Origin of the sequence: Krasilnikovia cinnamomea, from assembly GCF_004217545.1 — a bacterium.
In the GTDB taxonomy this organism is placed as follows: domain Bacteria; phylum Actinomycetota; class Actinomycetes; order Mycobacteriales; family Micromonosporaceae; genus Actinoplanes; species Actinoplanes cinnamomeus.
Genome location: NZ_SHKY01000001.1, coordinates 1,706,240 through 1,727,632, shown reverse-complemented (window position 1 = coordinate 1,727,632; position 21,393 = coordinate 1,706,240). Strand labels below are relative to the sequence as shown.

Genomic DNA, 21,393 nt, shown 5'->3' with positions numbered 1-21,393 from the left:
GTGCGCCGGGGTTCATGCCGTGTTCTCCTCCGGTTTTCGCCCGGCTCCCGGGCGCTGAGCGCGGCGAATGCGTACCCACCTGCCACGCCGGGTACCCTGCAGCGGAGCAGCCTGCACCGCCGACCCTCGGAGATCCGTGCACCTCAAGAGCCTGACGGTCAAGGGCTTCAAGTCCTTCGCCTCCGCGACGACGTTGCGGCTGGAGCCGGGCATCACCTGCGTGGTGGGCCCCAACGGCTCCGGCAAGTCCAACGTCGTCGACGCCATCGCCTGGGTCCTCGGCGAGCAGGGCGCCAAGGCACTGCGCGGCGGCAAGATGGAGGACGTCATCTTCGCCGGTACCGCCGGGCGCGCCCCGCTCGGCCGGGCCGAGGTGACCCTCACGATCGACAACGGCGACGGCGCCCTGCCCATCGACTACACCGAGGTGTCGATCACCCGCCGGATGTTCCGCTCCGGCGAGAGCGAGTACGAGATCAACGGCAGCCAGTGCCGGCTGCTCGACATCCAGGAGCTGCTCAGCGACTCCGGCATCGGCCGGGAGATGCACATCATCGTCGGCCAGGGCCGCCTCGACGCGATGCTGCACGCCAAGCCGGAGGACCGCCGCGCCTTCATCGAGGAGGCGGCCGGGGTCCTCAAGCACCGCAAGCGCAAAGAGAAGGCGCTGCGCAAGCTCGACGCGATGCAGACCAACCTGAACCGGCTCACCGACCTCACCGCCGAGCTGCGCCGCCAGCTCAAGCCGCTGGGCCGGCAGGCCGAGGTGGCCCGGCGTGCCGCCGGCATCCAGTCCGACCTGCGCGACGCCCGGCTGCGGCTGCTGGCCGACGACCTGCACACGCTGCGGACCACCCTGGACAAGGAGATCGCGGACGAGTCGGCGATGCGCGAGCGCCGCCAGCAGGTCGAGGACGAGAACCACGAGGTGCAGCGCTGGCTGGCCGACCTGGAGGCCGCGCACGCCGAGGACGCCCCGCTGCTGGCCGCCGCCCAGGACACCTGGTACAAGCTGTCCGCCCTGCAGGAGCGGTTCCGCTCCACCGAGCAGCTGGCCAGCGAGCGGATGCGTCACCTCAGCGCCACCGCCGACGAGGAACGGCCCGGCCGCGACCCGGAGCAGCTCGTCGCCGAGGCGGAGCGGGTCCGCGAGCAGGAGCAGGAGCTGCGCGACGCGCTGACCGAGGACCAGATGCGGCTGGCCGAGGCTATCGAGCACCGCCAGGAGCTGGAGCGGCAGCTGCACGCCGCCGAGGGCGCGCTGCGTACCGCCGCCAAGGCCATCGCGGACCGGCGCGAAGGGCTGGCCAAACTCACCGGCCAGGTCAACGCGGCCCGGGCCCGCACCGAGGGCGCGGCCGAGGAGATCGAACGCCTCGCCGCCGCGCACACCGACGCCTTCGGCCGGGCGCAGGCCGCCCAGGCGGAGGTCGACGCGGTCGCGGCCGAGTCCACCGAGGCGGACCGCGACAACGCCGACCTCGACGCCCGGCACGCCGAGGCCGTCGCCGCGCACGACCGGGCCGCCGCCGTGGCCAAGGAGCTGTCCGACGCCGAGCGCGCCGCCGAGAAGGACGCCGCCAGCTGGAAGGCCCGGGAGGAGGCGCTCGCCCTCGGCCTGCAGCGCAAGGACGGCGCCGGGGCGCTGCTCGGCAAGGCCGCCGAGGTGCCCGGCCTGCTCGGCAGCCTGGCGTCCATGCTGACCGTCGCCCCCGGCCACGAGGCCGCGCTGGCCGCCGCGCTGGGCGGGCTCGCCGACGCGGTCGCCCTCACCGGCATCGACGAGGCCGTCGAGGCCATGCGTACGCTCAAAATCGCCGACGCGGGCCGGGCCTCGCTCGTGGTCGCCGGGCCCGCCGCGCCCGGGATGCAGGGTTCTCTGGACGCGCTGCGGCCCGCGCTGCCGGACGGCGCGGTCTGGGCCCCCGACGTGATCGGCTGCCCCGACGCGATCCGGCCCGCGCTGCACCGGGCGCTGCGCGACGTCGTTCTCGTGCCGGACCTCGCCGCCGCGACGGCCCTGGTCGCCGGCAACGCCGAGTTCCGCGCGGTCACCCCAGACGGCGACGTCCTCGGCGCCTACGCCGCGGCCGGTGGCTCCGGCAAGCAGACCAGCTACCTGGAGGTGCAGGCCGCCGTCGACGAGGCCCGGGCCAGCCGGGAAGTCGCCGAGCAGGCCATCGGTGAGCTGGCCGAACGCCTCGCCGAGGCCCGCGCCGAAGTAGCGGAGCGCAAGCAGGCGGTCGATGTCGCGGCCGCCGCCAAGCGCGCCGCCGAGGGCGAGCGCAACGCCGCCGCCCGCCGCCTCGCCGAGCTGGGCGCCGCCGCCCGCTCCGCGCAGGCCGAGACGGAACGGCTCGGCGCCGCCCGGAGCAAGGCCGAGGCCGCCCGCGACGGGGACCTGACCCGCCTCGCCGAGCTGGAGGAGCGGCTGAGGCTGGCCGAGGCGACCCCGATCGACGAGGAACCCTCCACCGAGGACCGCGACCAGCTCGCCGCCCTGGTGCCCCAGGCCCGGCAGAACGAGATGGAGGTACGCCTGGCCGTGCGTACCGCCGAGGAGCGGGTCGCCTCCATCGCGGGCCGCGCCGACTCGCTGCTGCGCCAGGCCACCGCCGAACGCCAGGCCCGGGAACGCGCTGCCGCCCGCCGCGCCGCCCGGGCCCGTGGCGCCCAGATCGCCCGCGCGGTCGCCATGGGCGCCGCCGAGGCCCTGCAACGCGTCGCGGTGTCCCTGGCCGCCGCCGTGGAGACCCGCGACGAGCTGGCCCGCGCCCGCACCGCCCGCGAGGCGGAGCTGCAGGAGGTACGCGCCACCGCGAAGCGCCTGCTGGCGGAGCTGGAGCGGCTCACCAACGAGGTGCACCGCGACGAGGTCGCCCGCGCCGAACAGCGGCTGCGCATCGAGCAGCTGGAGGCGAAGGCCGCCGAGGACTTCTCCCTCGACGTCGACACTTTGATCGGCGAGTACGGCCCCGACCAGTGGGTGCCGCCCACCCAGGCCGAGGTGACCGCCGCCGAGGCGGCCGGGGAGCCGGAGCCCTCGCCGGTGCCGTACCACCGGCCGACCCAGGAGAAGCGCGCCAACAAGGCCGAACGCGACCTGGCCCTGCTCGGCAAGGTGAACCCGCTGGCCCTGGAGGAGTTCGCGGCGCTGGAGGAGCGCTTCAAGTTCCTCTCCGACCAGCTCGAGGACCTCAAGGAAACCCGCAAGGACCTGCTCACGGTCGTCAAGGACGTCGACGACCGGATCCTGGAGGTGTTCACCTCCGCGTTCGAGGACACCGCCCGGGAGTTTCAGACGGTCTTCCAGGTGCTGTTCCCCGGCGGCGAGGGGCGCCTCGTGCTCACCGACCCGGAGGACATGCTCACCACCGGCGTCGAGGTCGAGGCCCGCCCGCCTGGCAAGAAGATCAAGCGGCTGTCGCTGCTGTCCGGCGGCGAACGCTCGCTGACCGCCGTGGCCATGCTCTGTGCCATCTTCCGGGCCCGGCCCAGCCCCTTCTACATCATGGACGAGGTCGAGGCGGCCCTCGACGACGTCAACCTGGGCCGCCTGATCACCCTCTTCCACCAGCTGCGGGAGAAGAGCCAACTGCTCATCATCACCCACCAGAAACGCACCATGGAGGTCGCCGACGCCCTGTACGGCGTCACCATGCGCGCCGGGGTGACCCAGGTAATCAGCCAGCGGCTCAACCACCCGGCCGAGGACTGAGGCCGCGCGGCTCCCCGGCCGCGCCGGCCGTCCCGGGCCCTCGATAGGCTGACGATCATGCGTCGCCAACCCGCCAAGGCCCTGCTCATCGACCTCGACGGTGTGCTGCGCCGCTGGGACCCGGCCGTGCCGGCCGCGGTGGAGCAGAAGTACGGCCTGAGCTCCGGCGCGCTGATGAGCACCGCGTTCACCTGGGACCTGCTGCGCCCCGCGGTGGCCGGGGAACTGACCGACGCGGAGTGGATGAGCCTCGTGGCCGACCGGCTGCCGCTGAGCGCCCAGGACGCGCGCGCCGCGGTCGCCGAGTGGCAGACGCACCGGGGCACGGTCGACCCCGAGGTGCTGGCGTTCGTCCGGGAGGCGCGGGCCGCCGGGCGGCCGGTGGGCATCGCCACCAACGCCACCGACCGGCTCCGCGACGACCTGGCCGCGCTCGGTCTCGCCGACGAGGTGGATCTGGTCGTGAGCTCCTGGGAACTACGCATCCACAAGCCCGCCCCGGAGTACTTCGCCCGCGCGGCCGCCGCCGTCGGGCTCGAGCCGCAGTGGATCCTGTTCGTGGACGACGACGACCGGACGATCCGTGGCGCCCGGGCGGCGAAGCTGCTGGCGTACCGGTGGTCCGGGCCGGACGGGCTGCCGTACCTGCGTGGGGCGCTCGGACTGCCTTGACATCCTCGCCGCCCTAAGGGACGGCGATTCCAGCCACGCTGCGCGTGGCACGCGCGGCGTTCTGGTGGGTTACCGCTTCACTGCGCGGTGCCGGTACAAGTCCTGGTCTTACCTGCGCTCGACGGTCGTTGAAGTCCGCCTGTCCGGCGGCCTTGATGTTGATGGCGGCGTTGAGGTCCCGGTCTTGATGACTGCCGCACGGGCAGTGCCACGCCCGGACGTCGAGTGGCATTTTCTCGTTGATCCGGCCGCAGTCGGAACACATCCGGGTGGACGGGAAGTACCGGTCCACCCGGGCGAACGTGCGCCCGTACCGCTGAGCTTTGTACTGCAGCATGGTGGTGAAGCTGGCCCACCCGGCGTCGTGGACGCTCTTGGCGAGCCGGGTCCGGCCGAGTCCGGCTACGGCAAGGTCCTCGACGTACACCGCTTGGTTGTCGCGGATGATCGCCGTGGAGAGCTTGTGCTGCCAGTCCCGCCGGGTGTCGGCCACTCGGGCGTGTGCCCTGGCGACCTTCATGACGGCTTTCCTGCGACGGTTGCTGCCCTTCTCCTTGCGAGACAGGTCCTGCTGCAACCGCTTGAGTTTGCGGGCCGCGCGGCGCAGGAACTTCGGCGCAGTCACCGTTGCGCCGTCGGACATGACCGCAAAGTGCATCAGGCCCAGATCGATGCCGACCTCGGACTCGACCGGCGGCAGTGTCTCGTTCTCGGTCGTGGTGACGACGAACGAGGCGAAATATCGATCGGCCGCGTCCTTGATCACGGTGACTGAGGTGGCCTCGGACGGCAGGTCACGCGACCAGCGGACCGGCACGTCGCCGATCTTCGGCAGTCGCAGGCGGCCGTTGTCGAGAACCTTGAACCGGGAATTCCTGGTGAACCGGATGGCCTGCCGGTTGTCCTTGCGGGACCGGTACCGGGGCGGGGCGACCTTGCGGCCCTTGCGCTTGCCGGTGACCGAGGCGAAGTAGTTGCGGTACGCCGTGTTCAAGTCTGCCAGGGCCTGCTGCAACACCACGGCTGACACCTCGCAGAGCCAGGCCCGTTCCTCGGTGTCCTTGGCCTGCGTGATGACCCGCTTCGACAGGTCGCCGTCGGAGATGTACTTCTCGCCCGCCTCGCGGGCCTGCTGACGCAGCCGCAGCCCGTCGTTGAAAACCACCCGGGCACACCCGAACGCCTGCGCCAGCGCGGTGCGCTGGGCGGCGTCCGGGTAAACCCGGTAGCGGTAACGGAGCTGCACGATCCTCAATGTCTCATTGTTGAGTCTATGGCTGAGGTTCAACGCATCTGCACAGGCAGGCACCAGGTGTTCGCCGATCGGCACTTGACCGGCATGGAGGCGATCATGCGTGACATCTGCGCCGACTTCGAGGCCGAGCTGGTCGAGTTCAACGGCGAGAACAACCACGTGCACCTGCTGGTCAACTTCCCGCCTAAGGTGGCCGTGGCCCGGCTGGTCAACTGCCTCAAGGGGGTATCTTTGCGGCGGCTGCGGCAGGAGTTCCCCGACCTGGTGCGCCACTACTACCGGCGTACAAAACTCTGGTCGGCTCGTACTTCGCAGGCTCCGTCGGCGGCGCACTCCTGACCGTCATCAACTAGTACATTGAGCAACAGAACCGCCCTGGATAGGGCACCGCTCGGCCCTGGCGGCTCTCCCAGCGCAGGCCTTCACCCCCGGCCACAAGGCCGAAGCACTGCCCCGCACTCCGGTAGCCGACGCAACCGGTATGCCCGCTCAGGCGTCAAGAGGGCATGGCAGGGAAAAAGATCTTTCCTGATGCAACCGTCCTCCGGGCCCGGGCGTCACGTACTCGATGCCGGGAGAGCAACACCGGGCGGACGGGTCAGAGCAGGAGAGGCGATCGATGCGGGATGCCGACGAGTTCGACGCCTTCTACGCGGCGTCGTCGCGGCGGGTACTGGGTCAGGTGTACGCCATGACCGGCAACCGGGCCGAGGCCGAGGACGCCGTGGCGGAGGCGTACCTGAAGGCGTGGGACCGGTGGGCCACGGTGCGGGACTGCGACAGCCCCGAGGCGTGGGTGCGCCGCGTCGCCTCCCGCAACGCGGTCAGCGCCTTCCGCAAGGCCGTGAACCGGCTGCGCGCCCACCACCGCGACGCGGTCGGCGAGGAGGTCGAGGGCCTCAGCCCCGACCATGTCGCCCTGGTGCACGCGCTGCGGCAGATCCCCGCCGACCAGCGCCGCGTCATCGTCCTGCACCACCTCGTCGGCCTGAACGTCGCCGAGATCGCGCAGGAGGTCGGCGCGCCCACCGGCACGGTCAAGGCGCGGCTGGCCCGCGGCCGCCGCGCCATGGCCGAACACCTGACCGACTCCGACGGCCCCGCCACCGGAAGGGTGAGCCACGATGCCTGAGCACGACCTGGACCGCGGCCTCGCCGCGCTCGCCCGGCACGCCGGGCACAACGGGCGGCTGGCTCCCGCCGCCGACCTGCGGGCCCGGGCGGATCGCCGCCGCAAGCGCCGGTACGCCGCCACCGGCGCCCTCGGCGCCGTCACCGCGGTGGCGCTCGGCGTCGGCATCGCCGCCGCCCAACCCCACGGGGCGGGTCCCGCCCCGGCCCCGCCCGCCGCCCCGGCGTCGCCGTCCCGCTCTGCTATCCCGACGCCTTCCTCCCCGGCTCCTTCGGAATCGACGTCGCGCACCGCCACGCCGCCGACGTCGGGTAAGCCGTCCAGGCAGGACCCCGCTGTTCTCGCGGGCAAACGGCAGGTGTTCCTGTTCGTGCTGCACAAGGGCGAGGAGGTGCCCGAGTCGGTGGTCGCCGTGACCTCGTCCGGGCGCGTCGGGGTCACCGCCGACTACGGCGACCGCGCCCTGTTCGTCCCCGTGCCCACGGCACCCAGCAGCTCCGAACACCTCATCAAGACCGGCAAGCTCACCGCCGGTGGCGAGCCGTACTGCCTGCGGGTGCGGGGCAACGGCAGCGACCCGCTCACCGTGGTCACGGCGGCCTGCGACACGCGCGATCCCGCCCAGCGGTTCACGTTCGCCGAGCACGGCCGGGACAACCAGGGGCGCATGACGTACGCGATCCGCAACGGCGACGCGTACCTGCAGTGGAATCCCACCGGCACGTCCGGACTCATCGCCGAGGAGCTCGGCGACGGGAACCTCGACACGACGTTCGTCCTCATCGACCGGGGTGCCGCCACCCTCCCGTTCTGACGTCCTCCCGCACACCTCTCGACCCCTCTCGACGAAGGAGAGTTCCTCATGCACGCGTACCTTCGGGCCTCCGCCCTCGGCGCCGTCGCCGCCACCCTGCTGCTCGGCTCGGTGGCCTGTGCCGCGAACCAGGGCGAACCGGCGGCCGCCAGCGGACTGGGCGGCCGGTCCAGTGGCCCCGCTGCCGCGCCGACGCTCTCCGCTCCGGCGCCGACGGTCTCCGCCCCGGCGCCGGCGCACTCCGCCCCGGCGTCGGCGCGTCCCGGCGCGGCGCGCTCGTCGGAACCGGCCAAGTCGACCGCCGCCGGGGTGTTCTCCGGGCGGCGGCAGGTGTTCCTCGTGCCGGTGGGCAGCGAGGGCATCGTGGTCGTGGACGCCTCAGGCCGGATCGGGCTGACCGACGGTTCCGGCGACCGGGCGTTGTTCGTGCTCACCCCCATCGGGGGGGACCGGTACCTGATCCAGACGGCGAAGATCCGGGTCGGCGGGGAGGCCTCCTGTGTGGCGGTGCGGGGTAATGGCGAGGGCCCGGCGCCGGTGGTGACCGCGGCCTGTGACGCGTCGGCGCCGGGTCAGCAGTTCCGCTTCCGCCGCACCGGGGCGGCCGAGGGCAAGCCCACGTACACCATCTACACGGGCGCGAACACGTTCCTGGTCCGCGACGAGCAGGGCGAGCTGCTGCCGGGTGGCACCGGCGTGGCCGCCGTACGGATCGGGGAGGGTACGCCGGACATCGACACGCCGTTCCTGCTGCCCGACCGGGGTCCCGCGAGCTTGCCCGCGCTGGACTGACGCGGTCGACGGCGGGCACGCGTTAGGGTCCAGCCATGATCGCCGAACCGGTGCCGGGCTCCCGAGCCGAGCAGGGCCGCGACATTCCGCTGCTGGTGTGGCGGTTGGCCGAGCCCGCACTCGCGATCTCCTCGGCGGTGCTGGGCGGCGGGATCGGACCGTGCGGGTGGATCGTCAACGCGACCGTACCGATGTCGTACGACCGCGACGACCCGGCCGCGCACCTGCGCGAGATCGCCGCCGGACAGGGCCTGACCGGACCCGGCGTGGGGCTGCTCACCGGCGTCGACGTCGCCGACGTGGTGGCCGCCGACGACGGGGAGGTACGGCTGTGGGCCACGGTCGGCCTCAGCTCCCCCATCCAGGCCGCCGCGCCCGGGAGGGAGCCGGGGCCGCACGCCGGGACGGTCAACGTCGTGGCGTGGGTGCCGCAGCGGCTCAGCGACGGCGCCCTGGTCAACGCGGTCGCCACCGTCACGGAGGCCAAGACGCAGGCGATCCGCGAGTTGGGCCTGGCCGCCACCGGGACGGCGACCGACGCGGTCGCGGTCCTGTGTCCACCGGCCGGTCCGGTGGCGAGCTATGCCGGGCCACGCGCGCCGTGGGGTCGGCGGCTGGCCGATGCGGCGTACCGGGCGATCCTCGACGGCGGCGCGGCCAACCTGGCCGGGCCCCCGTCGTGGTCGGACCGGCAGGGCCCGGGGTGAGGGTGCGGCGGGCTCGCCTCAGTCGCCGGTCGCGCCGTCGATCCGTTCGCGGATCAGGTCGGCGTGGCCGTTGTGCCGGGCGTACTCCTCGATCATGTGCAGGTAGACCCAGCGCAGGCTGATCGCGGGCTGGCGGGGCGTGGCGAACTCGTGATCCAGGGGCAGGTCCGCCACGGCCGTGCGGGCCAGCGTGATCTCGGCGAGGTAGGCGGCGTGGTCGGCCGCGGCGTCCGCGTTGGCGACGTCGTCGAAGTCGCCGTCAACGTTGTCCGGGGCGCAGTAGGCGGCCTGGACGTTCTGCCCGGCGGCGCGGCGGCGGAACCAGATGCGTTCCACCTCGGTCATGTGCCGGATCAGGCCGAGCAGGGACAGGTTGGACGGCTCCACGGCGGCGGTCTTGAGCTGTTCGGCGGTGAGACCGGCGGCCTTGGAGAGCAGGGTCTGGCGGTGCCAGTCGAGCCAGCCTTCGAGCATGGGTCGTTCGTCGCCGGTGAAGGGTTCGGAGTCGCGCTGAGCTTGTGGTGCGGTCCAGGAGGTCATTGAGACATCCTGGACCGCGCTTCGCTCAGGTACAGCCGGTTTACGCGTCGTCGCGGGGAATGGTGAGGATGTTGTCGGCCGGGACCAGGGCGCTGACCGCGCCCGGGTCCGCGGTGAGATACAGGACGCCGAGGTCGTTGGCGGCCCACACGCCGTGCGCGAGGGAGAGGTCGCCGTCGGTCACGACCAACGCGCCCGCCATGTCTTCGGCGGCCTGCCGATCCAGGTCCAGCACCGTTGTGCTCGGGAGGCTGGCCACGAGGCGTAGCAGTGCCCGCGCGTCCTTGTCGTCGAGGTGAGCCGCGTGGGCCGCGCTCAGTGCCGCGGCGGGGATACCGATGACGGTGTCCCTTTCGGCGGTCACCTCACCCAGCACCTCGCCGACGTGGACATGGCCCCTCGCGTAGGACTGGAGGGCGGAGCGGTCGAGGATTGCCCGGATCTCGGGGGTGGCACCGGATTCGTCGGTCATTCCGGCTCCGGGAGGCGTCCGGCCTGGATGGCCTCGGCGTACCGGCGGGCCTTGGCGCGTTGCTCCTCGGTGAGGGGGCGCAGGGCGGCGCGGGCCCAGGCTCGGCCCTCCGGTGTGGAGCGGAAGCCGACGGCCTCCAGCGCCTTGCGGGTCTCGGCCACGCGCTCCATCCGGGCGCGGACCGCCTGGGTGACGATGTCCGTCGCGTGGGGGTGACTGTCGAGGTACTCGGCTACGTCGTCGGGAAGACTCACAGTGATCCGCCTCGTCATGCTTCGAATCGTACCGGTGGGATTGGCACAGGTGTACCAATGTGCGGTGACACCAACGAGTGAACGGCGGGGCCCTGTCGTCCTGTAGGGACAATACTACCAACGGCCCAGCGGCGTCTAGTCGTTGGTCAAGCTGACCTGCGCCACGTCGATGAGCTGGCCGTCCTTGGTCGTGCCCTCGATGACCACGGTCGCCTGGGCGCCCGTGTGCCGCAGCGTGGCGACCGCGTTGCCGAAGTACGGCCCTCGCACCCGCGTCCACCGCAGCGGCGGGCGGGGCACCCCGGCGGCCTTCGCCAGCCCGCGTACCGCCCGCGCCGCCGCCCGGGACCAGCCGAGCCGCATCAGCGGCCGCAGCGGCGCGGGCACCTCGTTGTGGATCGGTGAGCAGGTCAGCTGGTGCACCGGCGTGCGCATGGCCGGTCCCAGTTCGGCCCGCGCGACGTACGAGTGGTGCACGTCGCCGGAGAGCACGCTGATCGAGGCCGGGGCGGCGTACGCGTCACCCGCGCCCCTGCGGTGGCCGGGCGCCTGCGGGCCGCCCTCGCCCAGGCGGCGGAACAGCTCGGCGAGCGCGTCGAACGAGCGCCCGAACGCCGCCCAGTGCTCCAGGTCGAACACCCGGCGGACCCGTTCGCCCAACGCCGCCCGGCGCGCACCCCGGGAGTCCGCCACCTTCTCGCTCCACGCCTCGGCGTGGTGGATGGCGGGCGGCATGAGCCACGGCAGCGACGACCCGACGACGAGGTGGTCGTAGTCGCCGTGGGCCTGGTCGACGAACCAGCTCCACTCGTCGGCGGGCAGCATGGCCCGCCGCCCCGGGGTCAGCACCCGGCTGCACCGGTTGTCCAGCACCACCAGCCGGGTACGACCGAGATCCAGCGCGAAACTCCACCGGTACGCCCGTGGCACCTCGTCGCCCGGCACCGGCGCGCCGCCGCCCGGCTCCAGCGCGCCGCCGCCCACGGCCGGGACACGACCGCCCCGATCCGGCAGGTCGGCGCTCGGCTCCCGCCCGGCGGGACCGGGCGGCGACGCGGCACCCGGATCGTCGACCGTCCGGCCGAACTCGCGCAGCAGTTCGGTGGCGTCCCCGGCGGCGGTGACCCGCGCGAACAGCGGGTCCGTGGCCAGCTCGTCCGGGGCGAGGTTGCCCAGGTGCTGGTAGACCCAGTACGAGGCGAGGCCCGCGGTGATCCGCTCGCGCCACCACGGTTGTGCGGACATGTCCCGCCGCCAGGCCGCCGAGGTGTTCCAGTCGTCGATGATCTCGTGGTCGTCGAAGATCATGACGCTGGGCACGGTGGCCAGCAGCCAGCGCACCTCCGGGTCCCGCCACGACTCCAGGTAGAGGGCGGTGTACTCCTCGTACGCGACCACCTGGTCGGTGGGGCCGTCATGCCCGGCTGCCCGGCGGCGGCGCAGGACCCGGCGTACCCCTTGCGAGGTCTCGTCCGCGTAGACCTGGTCGCCGAGCAGCACCAGCAGGTCCGGTCGCGACGCCGGCTCGTCCATCAGCCGGCGTGCGTACGCGTCCAGCGCGTCGGGCGGCAGGGTGCGGCGGGTGGAGTCCGGGGTCGCTTCCCGGCATGAGCCGAAGACCATCCGTACCGGCTGGTCGCGGTCGTCGGCGGCCCGGGTGCTGATCACCGGCGGCGGGTACGGCGAGTCCGCCTCGGGCCACACCTGACGGTCGTCCAGCAGCACCCGGTACGCGGTCGCGCTGTCCGGGGCCAGCCCCTCGACGACGACCAGCGCGTAGTGGTGCCCGTACGCGCAGAAGGTGGGTGCGGAGCCGGCGGCGCCGCCGTCGGCCTCGATCCGCACGAGCGCCGGCGCGGAGGTCTCCACCCACACCGTGGCGCGGTCGCCGACGACGCGGCGCAGCAGCGGCCCGATGCGCAGCTGTGCGGTCACCGTTGGCCCGGGTGGTGCGGCATGGAACCTCCGTGCGGATGGGGATCTCCATCCTCCACATCCGGCCCGCCGCGCGCCACATCCATCCGGCGCCCGGGGGTGACGGCGGACATGGCCGGGCGACACCGCACCCGGCGGGCGCATCTGTCAGGATTTCGGCATGGAATACGTGGTCGTCTCCGTCATTCTGCTGATCGCGCTGCTGGTCGGGGCCGCCGTGCTGGTGGTGCCCCGGATGCGCCGCCGCGAGCTGCCGCCGCCGCCCGGCGGGGGGACCACCACGCTGGAGCGGCCCCCGGCGGCGCCGCCAGTGCCCACCGAGGTGGTGGCCCCGCCGGTCGTCGAGCCGGAGGCGGCGCCCGCCCCGGTCGAGGAGGCGCCGTACCTCATCGAGCAGCCGGAACCCACCGCCGGGCGGCTGGTCCGGCTGCGGGCCCGGCTGGCCCGCTCGCAGAGCGTGCTGGGCCGTGGCCTGCTGGCGGTGCTCTCCCGCGACCACCTCGACGACGAGGCGTGGGAGGAGATCGAGGACAGCCTGATCACGGCGGACGTCGGGGTCGAGGCCACCCAGGTGATCGTGGAGCGGCTGCGCGAGCGGGTCCGGGTGCTGGGCACCCGGACCGTGGCGGAGGTACGCCAGCAGCTCGCCGAGGAGCTGATCGAGGCGCTGGAGCCGGGCCTGGACCGCACCCTGAAGGCGGGGCCGTTCGAGGGACGGCCCGCGGTGGTGCTGGTGGTCGGCGTGAACGGCGCGGGCAAGACCACCACCTGCGGCAAGATCGCCCGGGTGCTGGTGGCCGACGGTCACACCGTGGTGCTCGGGGCGGCGGACACGTTCCGGGCCGCGGCCAGCGAGCAGCTCGCCACCTGGGGTGAGCGGGTGGGCGCGGAGACCGTGCGCGGTCCCGAGGGCGGCGACCCGGCCAGCGTGGCGTTCGACGCGGTCAAGCGGGGTATCGACACGGGCGTGCACACCGTGCTGATCGACACGGCCGGGCGGCTGCAGAACAAGGTGGGGCTCATGGACGAGCTGGGCAAGGTCAAGCGGGTCGTGGAGAAGCACGGCCCGGTCGACGAGGCGCTGCTGATCCTCGACGCCACCACCGGACAGAACGGTCTGGAGCAGGCCCGGGTGTTCACCGAAGTGGTGGACGTTACCGGCGTGGTGCTGACGAAGCTGGACGGCACCGCGAAGGGCGGAATCGTCATCGCCGTGCAGCGCAAGCTGGGGATTCCCGTGAAGCTGGTCGGTCTGGGGGAGGGCCCGGACGATCTCGCCCCGTTCGAGCCGAAGGCCTTCGTCGAGGCGCTGCTTGGCAGCGACGGTTAGGCTCGGGGCCGCGCATACAGGTACGGGAGGTCGTGGGTGACGCAGGAACCCGTCCGGGAGATCCCGCTGCACGGGGGCAACGTCAGCACGGTCTCCAGGATCGGCGACACGGTCCGGCGTAACGCCGGTCCCTGGACGCCGTCCGTGCACGCCCTGCTCAACCACCTGCAGCGGGTCGGCTTCACCGGCTCGCCGCACGCGCTGGGGATGGACGAGAAGGGCCGCGAGGTGCTGTCGTACCTCGACGGCGAGTGCGGCGAGTACCCGCTGGCCCCGCACTGGGTGACCGAGGAGGCGCTGGTCACGGTCGCCACGATGCTGCGCATGTTCCACGACGCGCAGTACGGGTTCGTGAACCCCCCGGGGGCGGTGTGGCGCTCGTTCGGGCCGCCGCCGCCGGACACCGAGGTGATCTGCCACCACGACGCCGCCCCGCACAACGTGGTCTGGCGGCCGGACGGCACCCTCGCGCTGATCGACTTCGACCTGGCCTCGCCCGGCGCCCGGATCTACGACGTGGCGTACGCGGCGTGGACGTGGGTACCGCTGTTCAGCGACCGGGACTCGTACACGCTGGGCTGGAAGCGGCCGAACCGGCCGCGGCGGCTGCGGCTGTTCGCGGACGCGTACGGGCTGATCCCGCGCGACCGGCACCGGCTGGTGCGCACCATCCGCAAGCGGATCGTGGATCACGTCGAGGGGATCCGCCGGATGGCGGCGGCCGGGGATCCGGCGTTCGTCCGCATCGTGCACAAGGGGCATCTGCGCCGTCCGATGCGCGACCTGCGGCTGCTCGATTACGAGCGGCACACCCTGGAGTACGCGCTCCGCTGATCATCGGGCGGCCGGTGGGCGCATTGCGGCGGTTCAGCCTCCTCGCGCTGGCGCCTGTGAGAGTTTCTTCACACGTACGAAACAAGCCGTCACGCGCCAGAAATCGCGCGTAGACCGTGCGTGAAACAGCGGCCGGGGAGGCTTCCGCCACGAAAACCGGCCGACTGGCGACGCTGCTGAAGTGGGTCGTGTGCGAGGACACCTAATCCGAGAGGAGGCAGCGTGGAGATCAACACCGGCAATACCGCCTGGTTGCTCCTGTCGTCTGCGCTCGTTTTGCTCATGACCCCCGGCCTGGCGCTGTTCTACGGTGGCCTCAACCGGTCCAAGGGCGTACTGAACATGATGATGATGAGCTTCTCGTGTATCGGGCTCGTCAGCATCCTGTGGACCATCTACGGCTTCACGCTGGCCTTCGGCACCAACGGCAACGCGGGCCTGAACAACGTCATCGGCAGCTTCACCCAGTACCTCGGCACGGGCACCAGCGGCATCACCGAGGAGTGGCTGTTCTTCGGCGCCAACACCGGCATCCCGACCTACGCCTTCATGGCGTTCCAGATGATGTTCGCCATCATCACCGTGGCGCTGATCAGCGGTGCGGTCTCGGACCGCATGAAGTTCGGCGGCTGGGTCATCTTCGCGATCGCCTGGTTCACGCTGGTCTACGTCCCGGTCGCGCACTGGGTCTGGGGTGGCGGCTTCATCGGCGCCAAGATCCGCGCGCTGGACTTCGCCGGTGGTACCGCGGTGCACATCAACGCCGGTGCGGCCGCGCTGGCGCTCTGCCTGATCCTCGGTAGGCGGGTCGGCTGGCCGCGGGAGAACATGCGCCCGCACAACGTGCCGTTCGTCGCGCTCGGCGCGGGTCTGCTGTGGTTCGGCTGGTTCGGCTTCAACGCCGGTTCCGAGCTGACCGTCGACGGCACCACCGTCTTCGCGTTCCTCAACACCCAGGTCGCCACGGCCGCCGCGCTGGTCGGCTGGATCGTCGTGGAGTGGCTGCGCGACGGCAAGCCGACCATGGTGGGCGCCTCGTCCGGCGCCGTCGCCGGTCTGGTCGCCATCACCCCGGCCTGCGGCTTCGTCGCCCCTGTTCCGGCGATCATCATCGGCCTGGTGGCCGGTACCGTCTGCGCCCTGGCCGTCGGCCTGAAGTACCGCTTTGGCTTCGACGACTCGCTCGACGTCGTCGGTGTCCACTTCGTCGGCGGCTGGATTGGCTCGCTGAGCCTCGGCTTCTTCGCCACCACCCAGGTCAACGCGGGGATCACCGACTCGGCGATCCTGAACGCGAGCGAGGGCCTGTTCTACGGCGGGGGCCTGACCCAGCTGGGCCGCCAGTTCGCCGGCAGCCTGGTGGTGACGATCTACTCGTTCGTGATCGCGGCGGTCATCGCGCTGGCCATCAAGGCCTTCAAGGGCCTGCGGATCAGCGAGGAAGCCGAGCGCGGCGGCATCGACATCGCCGACCACGGCGAGAGCGCGTACGAGTTCACCCCGGCCGCGGGCTCGGGTGGCGGTGGCGCGTTCACCATGGCCGGGATCGGCCCGTCCACCACGCCCGACGCTGACGGCAAGGCCGCGGTCAGCGAGAAGGTCGCCGGTTAGTTTTTCCTGATGACTGCACCGATGGAGGGACTGAGCATGAAGCTGGTGACCGCGGTCATCAAGCCGTACCAGCTCGACGGGGTCAAGGAGGCGCTGCACGCACTCGGCGTCGCGGGCCTGACCGTCAGCGAGGTACAGGGCTACGGACGGCAGAAGGGCCACACGGAGGTGTACCGGGGCGCCGAGTACACGGTGGAGTTCCTTCCGAAGATCAAGGTTGAGGTGCTGACCGACGAGATCGACGTCGAGAAGGTCGTCGACGCGGTGGTCACCGCCGCGCGTACCGGCAAGATCGGCGACGGGAAGGTGTGGGTGACGGCCGTCGAGGACGTCGTCCGGGTCCGTACCGGCGAGCGCGGCCTCGACGCGCTGTAGAGCGGGCCGCATGTCACACGTGGTCAGTGAGTCGCCGGTGCCGCCCACACGGGCGCCCGGCGACTCGCTGCACACCCTGCGCGAACAGCTCGGTGCCGCCGCCCGTACCGCGCGGGCGGCGGCGCTCGACTCCTGGCTGGCCAGCCTCTTCCCGGCCCACGTGCCGGGGGTCAGCCTGCTGGCGGTCGGCGGGCTCGGGCGGCGCGAGTGCGCCCCGTTCAGCGACCTCGACCTCGTGCTGCTGCACCGGGGCACCGCCGGGATCGACCGGATCGCGTCGGCGCTGTGGTATCCGATCTGGGACGCCAAGCTCGGGCTCGACCACTCCGTGCGTACCGTGCCGCAGGCGCTGTCCGTCGCGCACGACGACGTCAAGGTCGCCTTGGGCCTGCTCGACGCGCGGCACGTCGCGGGCGACGAGCTGCTCTCCACGGAACTCATCACCGCCGTGGCCGACCAGTGGCGGCGCACTGCCGTACGGTTGATGCCGCAGCTCAAGGAGATCACCCTGGCCCGCTGGGCCACCCACGGCGAGCTGGCGTTCCTGCTCGAAGGCGACCTGAAGGAGGCCGCGGGCGGGCTGCGCGACGTCACCCTGCTGCGGGCCATCGGCCGCACCGGGGTCGCCGACACCATGCGGCCCGCCGCCCGCGCCGCCCACGTGCGCCTGCTCGACACCCGCGACGCGCTGCACCTCGCGGTGGGGCGGCGCGTCGACCGGCTCGTCGCCCAGGAACGCGGCGTCGTCGCCGAACTGCTCGACCTGCCACTGCCCACGCCGGACGCGGCGCACGGACCCACCGAGTCGGTCAGCCACGGCGACGCCCTGCTGCGCCGGGTCGCCAGTGACGCCCGTACCGTCGCGCACGCCCTCGACGACGCCTGGCGGGCCGCGGACCGGCTGCGCAACGGGCGCCGCCGTGGACTGCCCACCGGTGGGCCGCCGCGCCGCCCGGTCGCCCGCGACGTCGTCGAACAGGACGGCGAGCTGGTGCTGGCGCGCACCGCGATCGGGCCCGTGCCCGACCCCAGCCTGTCGCTGCGGGTGGCCGCCGCGGCCGCCGCCCACCGGCTGCCCATCGCCCGGGCCACCTGCGAGTGGCTGGCCGCGTTCTGCCCGCCGCTGCCCAACCCCTGGCCCGGCACCGCCCGCGCCGCGCTGGTCTCGCTGCTCGGCTCCGGCCCCGGCCTGCTGCCCGCCTGGGAGACCTGCGACCGGTACGGCCTCATCGACGCCTGGCTGCCCGAGTGGGCCCGCATGCGCAGCCTGCCGCAGCACCACCCGGTGCACCGCTTCACGCTGGACCGGCACCTCGTCCAGGCCGCGTACGAGGCCAGCGCGTACACCCGCGAGGTGGACCGGCCCGACCTGCTGCTGCTCGGCGCGTTCCTGCACGACGTCGGCAAGGGCCTGCCCGGTGACCACAGCGAGGCGGGGGCGCCCGTCGCCGCGCACATCGCCACCCGGATCGGGCTGCCGGTCGCCGACGTCGCCACGATCGAGAAGCTGGTCCGACTGCACCTGCTGCTGCCCGACGTGGCCACCCGGCGCGACCTCGCCGACCCCGTCACCATCTCCACCGTCGCCAAGGCCGTCGGCGACGCCGCCACCCTGGACCTGCTGCACGCGCTCGCCCGCGCCGACTCGCACGCCACCGGGCCCGCTGCCTGGTCCGACTGGAAGGGCCGGCTGCTGGCCGACCTGGTCCGCCGGGTGCACACCGCGCTGGACACCGGGAAACTGCCCGACCCGCCCGCCGCCGACCCGGCGTTGCTGCGCGGTGATCTGCCCGCCGTACACCTCGACGGCGACCGGGTCGCCGTCGCGGCGGCCGACCGGCGCGGCCTGCTGGCCCAGGTCACCGCGTGCCTGGCTCTGCACCGCCTGGACGTGCTCTCGGCCGACGCGTCCGCGGTGGACGGCCGCGCCATCGTCGAATTCTGGACCCAGCCCCGGTACGGCTCACCCGCCGACCCCGTCGCCCTCGCCGCCGACCTGCGCCGGGTCGCCGCGGGCGACGTCTCGGTCACCCAGCGGGTCCGCGCGCGGGCCATGAGTGCCCGCGGCGGCGCCGCGCCCCGGGTCGTGTGGCAGGGCGGGGCCGCCACCGACGCGGTCATCCTCGAACTGCGCGCGGCCGACTCGCCCGGACTGCTGTTCCGGGTCGCCTCCGCGCTCGACGAGATCGGCGCCGAGGTCCGCGCCGCCCGGATCTCCACCCTCGGCGGCGACGTGGTCGACGCGTTCTACCTCGTCGGCGCGGCGGCCGACCCCGCGCAACGGGAACGGATCGCCGCCGCCGTCCTGGCCGCGGTCTGATCCGGCGCGTCACCTCGGCGCGGCGGGGCCGTTGGCAGTGGGAGGGCGTCGGCGGCCGGCGCCGACGGATCGAAGAGGTGCGCGCGCAGCATGCCAGAACGTCAGCCGGCGTCGGCGACCCATCCCACGGCCCTGCTGGACGATCACATCGCGGTCATCGGGCCCGCCCTGCGCTCCGCGCTGCCCGTCACCGCCATCCGGAACAGGTCCCAGGACGCCCGGCTCCTGCTGGCCCGGGCGGCCCTCGGTGACGCCGGGACGCTGGCGGAGCTGCTGAGCGCCGCCCGCGCCGGGGACCAGGCCTGGCTGACCGGGCGGCAGGACGCCGCCGACCCCGGGGCGCTGGCCGCGCTCGCGCAACTGCTGGCGTTCCAGGACCTGCGGCCCGACGACCGCCGGGACGCGCTCGGCCTGCTCGACCTCGTGCACGCGGTGTACGGGCCGTCCGCGCTGTCGGCCGTGCACCAGGGGCTGCACGCCCAGTTGGTGCTGGCCGAGCAGGGACCCGACCGGGTGCCCGAGCTGCTGGCCGCGTACCCCGACATGAAGCGGACCACCCGGGTGGGGATCCTGCTCGACCTGGCGAACCCCTTCGCCGTCGCGGGACGCGAGCCGCAGCCGTGGCTCGAGCGGTTCCAGGCACTGCTGCCCGAACCCGCGCCGGTGCTGCTCGACCCGGACGCACCCACCCCGTTCGACCGGCTCGGCACGGCCGCGGTCGAGCCGGTGCCGGCCCCGCACCAGGTGTCCGTGGTGGTGCCCGCGTACCGGCCGGACCGCAGCCTGCACACGGCGGTCCGGTCGATCCTCGCGCAGACGTGGCAAAACCTGGAAGTCGTCCTCGTCGACGACGGCTCCCCGCCGGAGTACGACGCCGAGCTGGCCGCCGTGGTGGCCCTCGACTCCCGGGTGCGGCTGGTCAAGCTGGCGGTCAACGCGGGCACGTACGCGGCCCGCAACGCGGGACTCGCGGCGTGCGGCGGCGACTTCGTCGCGTTCCAGGACGCCGACGACTGGTCGCATCCGCGCCGCCTGGAGTCGCAGGTGCGGCCGCTGCTGGCGGCGCCCCGGCTGGTCGCCACCACCTCCGACGGGCTGTCGGTCACCGACCAACTGCTGATCAACCGGCCGGGGGTGCGCAGCGGGCGGTTCAACCCGTCGTCGCTGGTGTTCCGGCGCGACGAGGTGGTGCGGCGCATCGGCTACTTCGACGAGGTACGCAAGGCGGGGGACTCCGAGTACATCGGACGGATCGGTGCGACGTTCGGCGTCGACGCCATCCGCCACCTGGAGATGGAGCCGCTGGCGCTGATCCGGCTGTCGGAACACTCACTGTCGCGGGCCGAGATCCGGGCGTACTGGATGCATCCGGCCCGGGTCGCGTACAGCTCGGCGTACCTGCGGTGGCACGAGCGGATCGCGGCCGGTGAGGCGGACCCGTACCGGCCGCGGGACGCGGTGGAGCGGCCGTTCCGGGCCCCGGAGCACCTCACCCGCCGCCCCGGCGACAACGCCTCGCCCCGCCACTACGACGTGGTGATGGTCGCCGACTGGCGGTTCTGGCAGAGCCCGCAGCGGGCCGCGGTCGCGGAGCTGCGCGCCCTGGTCCAGGCGGGCCGCCGGGTCGCGGTCGCCCACCTGGAGACCTACCGGTACGTCCGGCAGCGGCGCCTCTCGCCGATCGCGGAGATCCAGCAGCTGGTGAACGACGGGGCGATCGACCATGTCGAGATCGGGCAGCGTACGGACGCGGATCTGGTGCTGGTCCGGCACGCGGCGGTGCTGCAGTTCGCCGGTGGGCGCCCGGGACGGATCCAGGCGCAGCGGGTGGTCGTGGTGGCCGACCGGGCGCCGGTGCGGGGCGACGGCACGGACCACCGGTACACGACGGCCGCCTGCGCCGCCGCCGCGCGGGAGCTGTTCGGCGCCGATCCGGTGTGGTGGCCGCAGGATCCGGCGATCCGGCGGGCGCTGCGGGAGGCGGACCCCAGCGTGCCGGTGCTCCCCGACGACCTGCCGTTCGTCGTCACGCCCGCCGACGGCGCGGGGCCGCGCGCCGGACTCGCCGGGCGCCGCCCGACGGTCGGCGTCGACCTGTGCGACTCCGGCGGCCTGCCGGGCGAGCGAGCCGAGGTCCTGTCGGTGCTGCGGCGCTGCCGCGACGCGGACATCCGGGTACGGATGCCCGACCGGCTGCGCCCGGTCGCGGAGGCGCCGGTGTCCTGGCTCTGCTTCGAGGCGTCCGACCTGGAGCCCGGTCCCTTCCTGCACCAGCTCGACTTCTACCTGCACTATCCGCACCCGCACGAGGTGGGCCGCTGGTCGCAGCCGGTGCTGGAGGCCGCGGCGGCGGGCTGCGTGGTGCTGCTGCCCGAGCGGCTGGCCCCGCAGTACGGCGACGTCGCGGTGTACGCCGAGCCGGACGGCGTGGCCACCGCGCTGGCCCGGTACGCCGCCGACCCCGGGCGCTACGCCGCGCGCAGCCGGCAGGCGTACGAGCTCGCCGCCGCGGCCTACCACCCGGGTCGTTTCGTGGCCCGCATCGGTGACCTGCTGGCCCGCCCCGGCGCCGCCCTGCCGGTGCCGCGCGGCGCGCTGGCCCCGGCCCGCTAGCCAACGCCGACGTAACGCG

The 21,393-nt window shown here is 73.2% G+C and carries 18 protein-coding genes; 13 read left to right on the top strand and 5 right to left on the bottom strand.

The genetic code is table 11. The annotated features are described in order from the left end of the window. Window positions 1-136: 136 nt before the first annotated feature. A complete protein-coding gene (gene smc / locus EV385_RS07580) occupies window positions 137-3,718 on the top strand; it encodes a chromosome segregation protein SMC (protein WP_130508810.1) in 3,582 nt (1,193 codons plus the stop codon). Window positions 3,719-3,775: 57 nt separating this feature from the next. Beyond that, window positions 3,776-4,390: an HAD family hydrolase gene (locus EV385_RS07575; RefSeq protein ID WP_130508809.1), complete on the top strand. Its 615-nt coding sequence runs from the start codon at window positions 3,776-3,778 to the stop codon at window positions 4,388-4,390. Window positions 4,391-4,403: 13 nt separating this feature from the next. Here the strand turns inward: EV385_RS07575 and EV385_RS07570 are convergent, their stop codons facing one another. Then, window positions 4,404-5,636: an RNA-guided endonuclease InsQ/TnpB family protein gene (locus EV385_RS07570; RefSeq protein ID WP_130508808.1), complete on the bottom strand. Its 1,233-nt coding sequence runs from the start codon at window positions 5,634-5,636 to the stop codon at window positions 4,404-4,406. Between the two features lie 27 nt (window positions 5,637-5,663). On the opposite strand from EV385_RS07570, the gene tnpA reads away from it, so the two are divergent. From tnpA to EV385_RS07545, 5 genes are all read left to right on the top strand, one after another. Next, window positions 5,664-5,984, top strand: a complete 321-nt coding sequence (gene tnpA / locus EV385_RS07565; RefSeq protein WP_423203025.1) for an IS200/IS605 family transposase — start codon at window positions 5,664-5,666, stop codon at window positions 5,982-5,984. 280 nt (window positions 5,985-6,264) lie between these two features. Next, entirely contained in the window at window positions 6,265-6,777 is a 513-nt protein-coding gene (locus EV385_RS07560; RefSeq protein WP_130508807.1) for a sigma-70 family RNA polymerase sigma factor, read from the top strand. Then, complete coding sequence (locus tag EV385_RS07555) at window positions 6,770-7,591, top strand: hypothetical protein (protein ID WP_130508806.1); 822 nt, start codon at window positions 6,770-6,772, stop codon at window positions 7,589-7,591. The genes EV385_RS07560 and EV385_RS07555 overlap by 8 nt, the downstream gene beginning before the upstream one ends. Window positions 7,592-7,639: 48 nt before the next feature. After that, on the top strand, window positions 7,640-8,383 hold the full coding sequence (locus tag EV385_RS07550) for an RICIN domain-containing protein (protein WP_130508805.1): 744 nt from the start codon (window positions 7,640-7,642) through the stop codon (window positions 8,381-8,383). A 35-nt stretch (window positions 8,384-8,418) separates the two neighbouring features. Beyond that, the gene (locus EV385_RS07545) at window positions 8,419-9,090 is read left to right on the top strand and encodes an adenosylcobinamide amidohydrolase (protein ID WP_130508804.1); all 672 of its coding nucleotides are present in this window, start codon (window positions 8,419-8,421) and stop codon (window positions 9,088-9,090) included. Window positions 9,091-9,108: 18 nt separating this feature from the next. Here EV385_RS07545 and EV385_RS07540 read toward each other — a convergent pair whose 3' ends face one another. The 4 genes from EV385_RS07540 to EV385_RS07525 all read right to left on the bottom strand — a co-directional run bounded on the left by EV385_RS07540 (window position 9,109) and on the right by EV385_RS07525 (window position 12,291). Continuing rightward, entirely contained in the window at window positions 9,109-9,630 is a 522-nt protein-coding gene (locus EV385_RS07540) for a DinB family protein (protein WP_130508803.1), read from the bottom strand. A gap of 40 nt (window positions 9,631-9,670) precedes the next feature. Next, window positions 9,671-10,102: a hypothetical protein gene (locus EV385_RS07535; RefSeq protein ID WP_130508802.1), complete on the bottom strand. Its 432-nt coding sequence runs from the start codon at window positions 10,100-10,102 to the stop codon at window positions 9,671-9,673. Continuing rightward, window positions 10,099-10,374, bottom strand: a complete 276-nt coding sequence (locus EV385_RS07530) for a hypothetical protein (RefSeq protein ID WP_130508801.1) — start codon at window positions 10,372-10,374, stop codon at window positions 10,099-10,101. Before EV385_RS07530 ends, EV385_RS07535 begins: the two co-directional genes overlap by 4 nt. Before the next feature lie 117 nt (window positions 10,375-10,491). Then, entirely contained in the window at window positions 10,492-12,291 is a 1,800-nt protein-coding gene (locus tag EV385_RS07525) for an alkaline phosphatase D family protein (protein ID WP_242624759.1), read from the bottom strand. A gap of 160 nt (window positions 12,292-12,451) precedes the next feature. Between EV385_RS07525 and ftsY the strand changes: the two genes are divergently transcribed. The 6 genes from ftsY to EV385_RS07495 all read left to right on the top strand — a co-directional run bounded on the left by ftsY (window position 12,452) and on the right by EV385_RS07495 (window position 21,374). Beyond that, on the top strand, window positions 12,452-13,621 hold the full coding sequence (ftsY, locus tag EV385_RS07520; RefSeq protein ID WP_130508799.1) for a signal recognition particle-docking protein FtsY: 1,170 nt from the start codon (window positions 12,452-12,454) through the stop codon (window positions 13,619-13,621). A 36-nt stretch (window positions 13,622-13,657) separates the two neighbouring features. Then, window positions 13,658-14,455: a phosphotransferase gene (locus EV385_RS07515; RefSeq protein ID WP_130508798.1), complete on the top strand. Its 798-nt coding sequence runs from the start codon at window positions 13,658-13,660 to the stop codon at window positions 14,453-14,455. A 222-nt stretch (window positions 14,456-14,677) separates the two neighbouring features. Continuing rightward, complete coding sequence (locus tag EV385_RS07510; RefSeq protein WP_130508797.1) at window positions 14,678-16,066, top strand: ammonium transporter; 1,389 nt, start codon at window positions 14,678-14,680, stop codon at window positions 16,064-16,066. A gap of 36 nt (window positions 16,067-16,102) precedes the next feature. Continuing rightward, a complete protein-coding gene (locus EV385_RS07505; RefSeq protein WP_165449693.1) occupies window positions 16,103-16,441 on the top strand; it encodes a P-II family nitrogen regulator in 339 nt (112 codons plus the stop codon). A gap of 10 nt (window positions 16,442-16,451) precedes the next feature. Further along, the gene (locus tag EV385_RS07500; RefSeq protein WP_130508796.1) at window positions 16,452-18,761 is read left to right on the top strand and encodes a [protein-PII] uridylyltransferase; all 2,310 of its coding nucleotides are present in this window, start codon (window positions 16,452-16,454) and stop codon (window positions 18,759-18,761) included. Between the two features lie 90 nt (window positions 18,762-18,851). Further along, complete coding sequence (locus EV385_RS07495; RefSeq protein WP_130508795.1) at window positions 18,852-21,374, top strand: glycosyltransferase; 2,523 nt, start codon at window positions 18,852-18,854, stop codon at window positions 21,372-21,374. The last annotated feature ends 19 nt before the right edge of the window (window positions 21,375-21,393 follow it).

What these genes read in the sequence shown, in the direction of transcription:
- EV385_RS07495 (WP_130508795.1), top strand. Translation starts at nt 18,852, where the DNA reads ATGCCAGAACGTCAGCCGGCGTCGGCGACCCATCCCACGGCCCTGCTG.
- EV385_RS07560 (WP_130508807.1), top strand. Translation starts at nt 6,265, where the DNA reads ATGCGGGATGCCGACGAGTTCGACGCCTTCTACGCGGCGTCGTCGCGG.
- EV385_RS07500 (WP_130508796.1), top strand. Translation starts at nt 16,452, where the DNA reads ATGTCACACGTGGTCAGTGAGTCGCCGGTGCCGCCCACACGGGCGCCC.
- EV385_RS07505 (WP_165449693.1), top strand. Translation starts at nt 16,103, where the DNA reads ATGAAGCTGGTGACCGCGGTCATCAAGCCGTACCAGCTCGACGGGGTC.
- EV385_RS07545 (WP_130508804.1), top strand. Translation starts at nt 8,419, where the DNA reads ATGATCGCCGAACCGGTGCCGGGCTCCCGAGCCGAGCAGGGCCGCGAC.
- EV385_RS07550 (WP_130508805.1), top strand. Translation starts at nt 7,640, where the DNA reads ATGCACGCGTACCTTCGGGCCTCCGCCCTCGGCGCCGTCGCCGCCACC.
- tnpA (WP_423203025.1), top strand. Translation starts at nt 5,664, where the DNA reads ATGGCTGAGGTTCAACGCATCTGCACAGGCAGGCACCAGGTGTTCGCC.
- EV385_RS07530 (WP_130508801.1), bottom strand. Translation starts at nt 10,374, where the DNA reads ATGACGAGGCGGATCACTGTGAGTCTTCCCGACGACGTAGCCGAGTAC.
- EV385_RS07575 (WP_130508809.1), top strand. Translation starts at nt 3,776, where the DNA reads ATGCGTCGCCAACCCGCCAAGGCCCTGCTCATCGACCTCGACGGTGTG.
- EV385_RS07540 (WP_130508803.1), bottom strand. Translation starts at nt 9,630, where the DNA reads ATGACCTCCTGGACCGCACCACAAGCTCAGCGCGACTCCGAACCCTTC.
- EV385_RS07535 (WP_130508802.1), bottom strand. Translation starts at nt 10,102, where the DNA reads ATGACCGACGAATCCGGTGCCACCCCCGAGATCCGGGCAATCCTCGAC.
- ftsY (WP_130508799.1), top strand. Translation starts at nt 12,452, where the DNA reads ATGGAATACGTGGTCGTCTCCGTCATTCTGCTGATCGCGCTGCTGGTC.
- EV385_RS07555 (WP_130508806.1), top strand. Translation starts at nt 6,770, where the DNA reads ATGCCTGAGCACGACCTGGACCGCGGCCTCGCCGCGCTCGCCCGGCAC.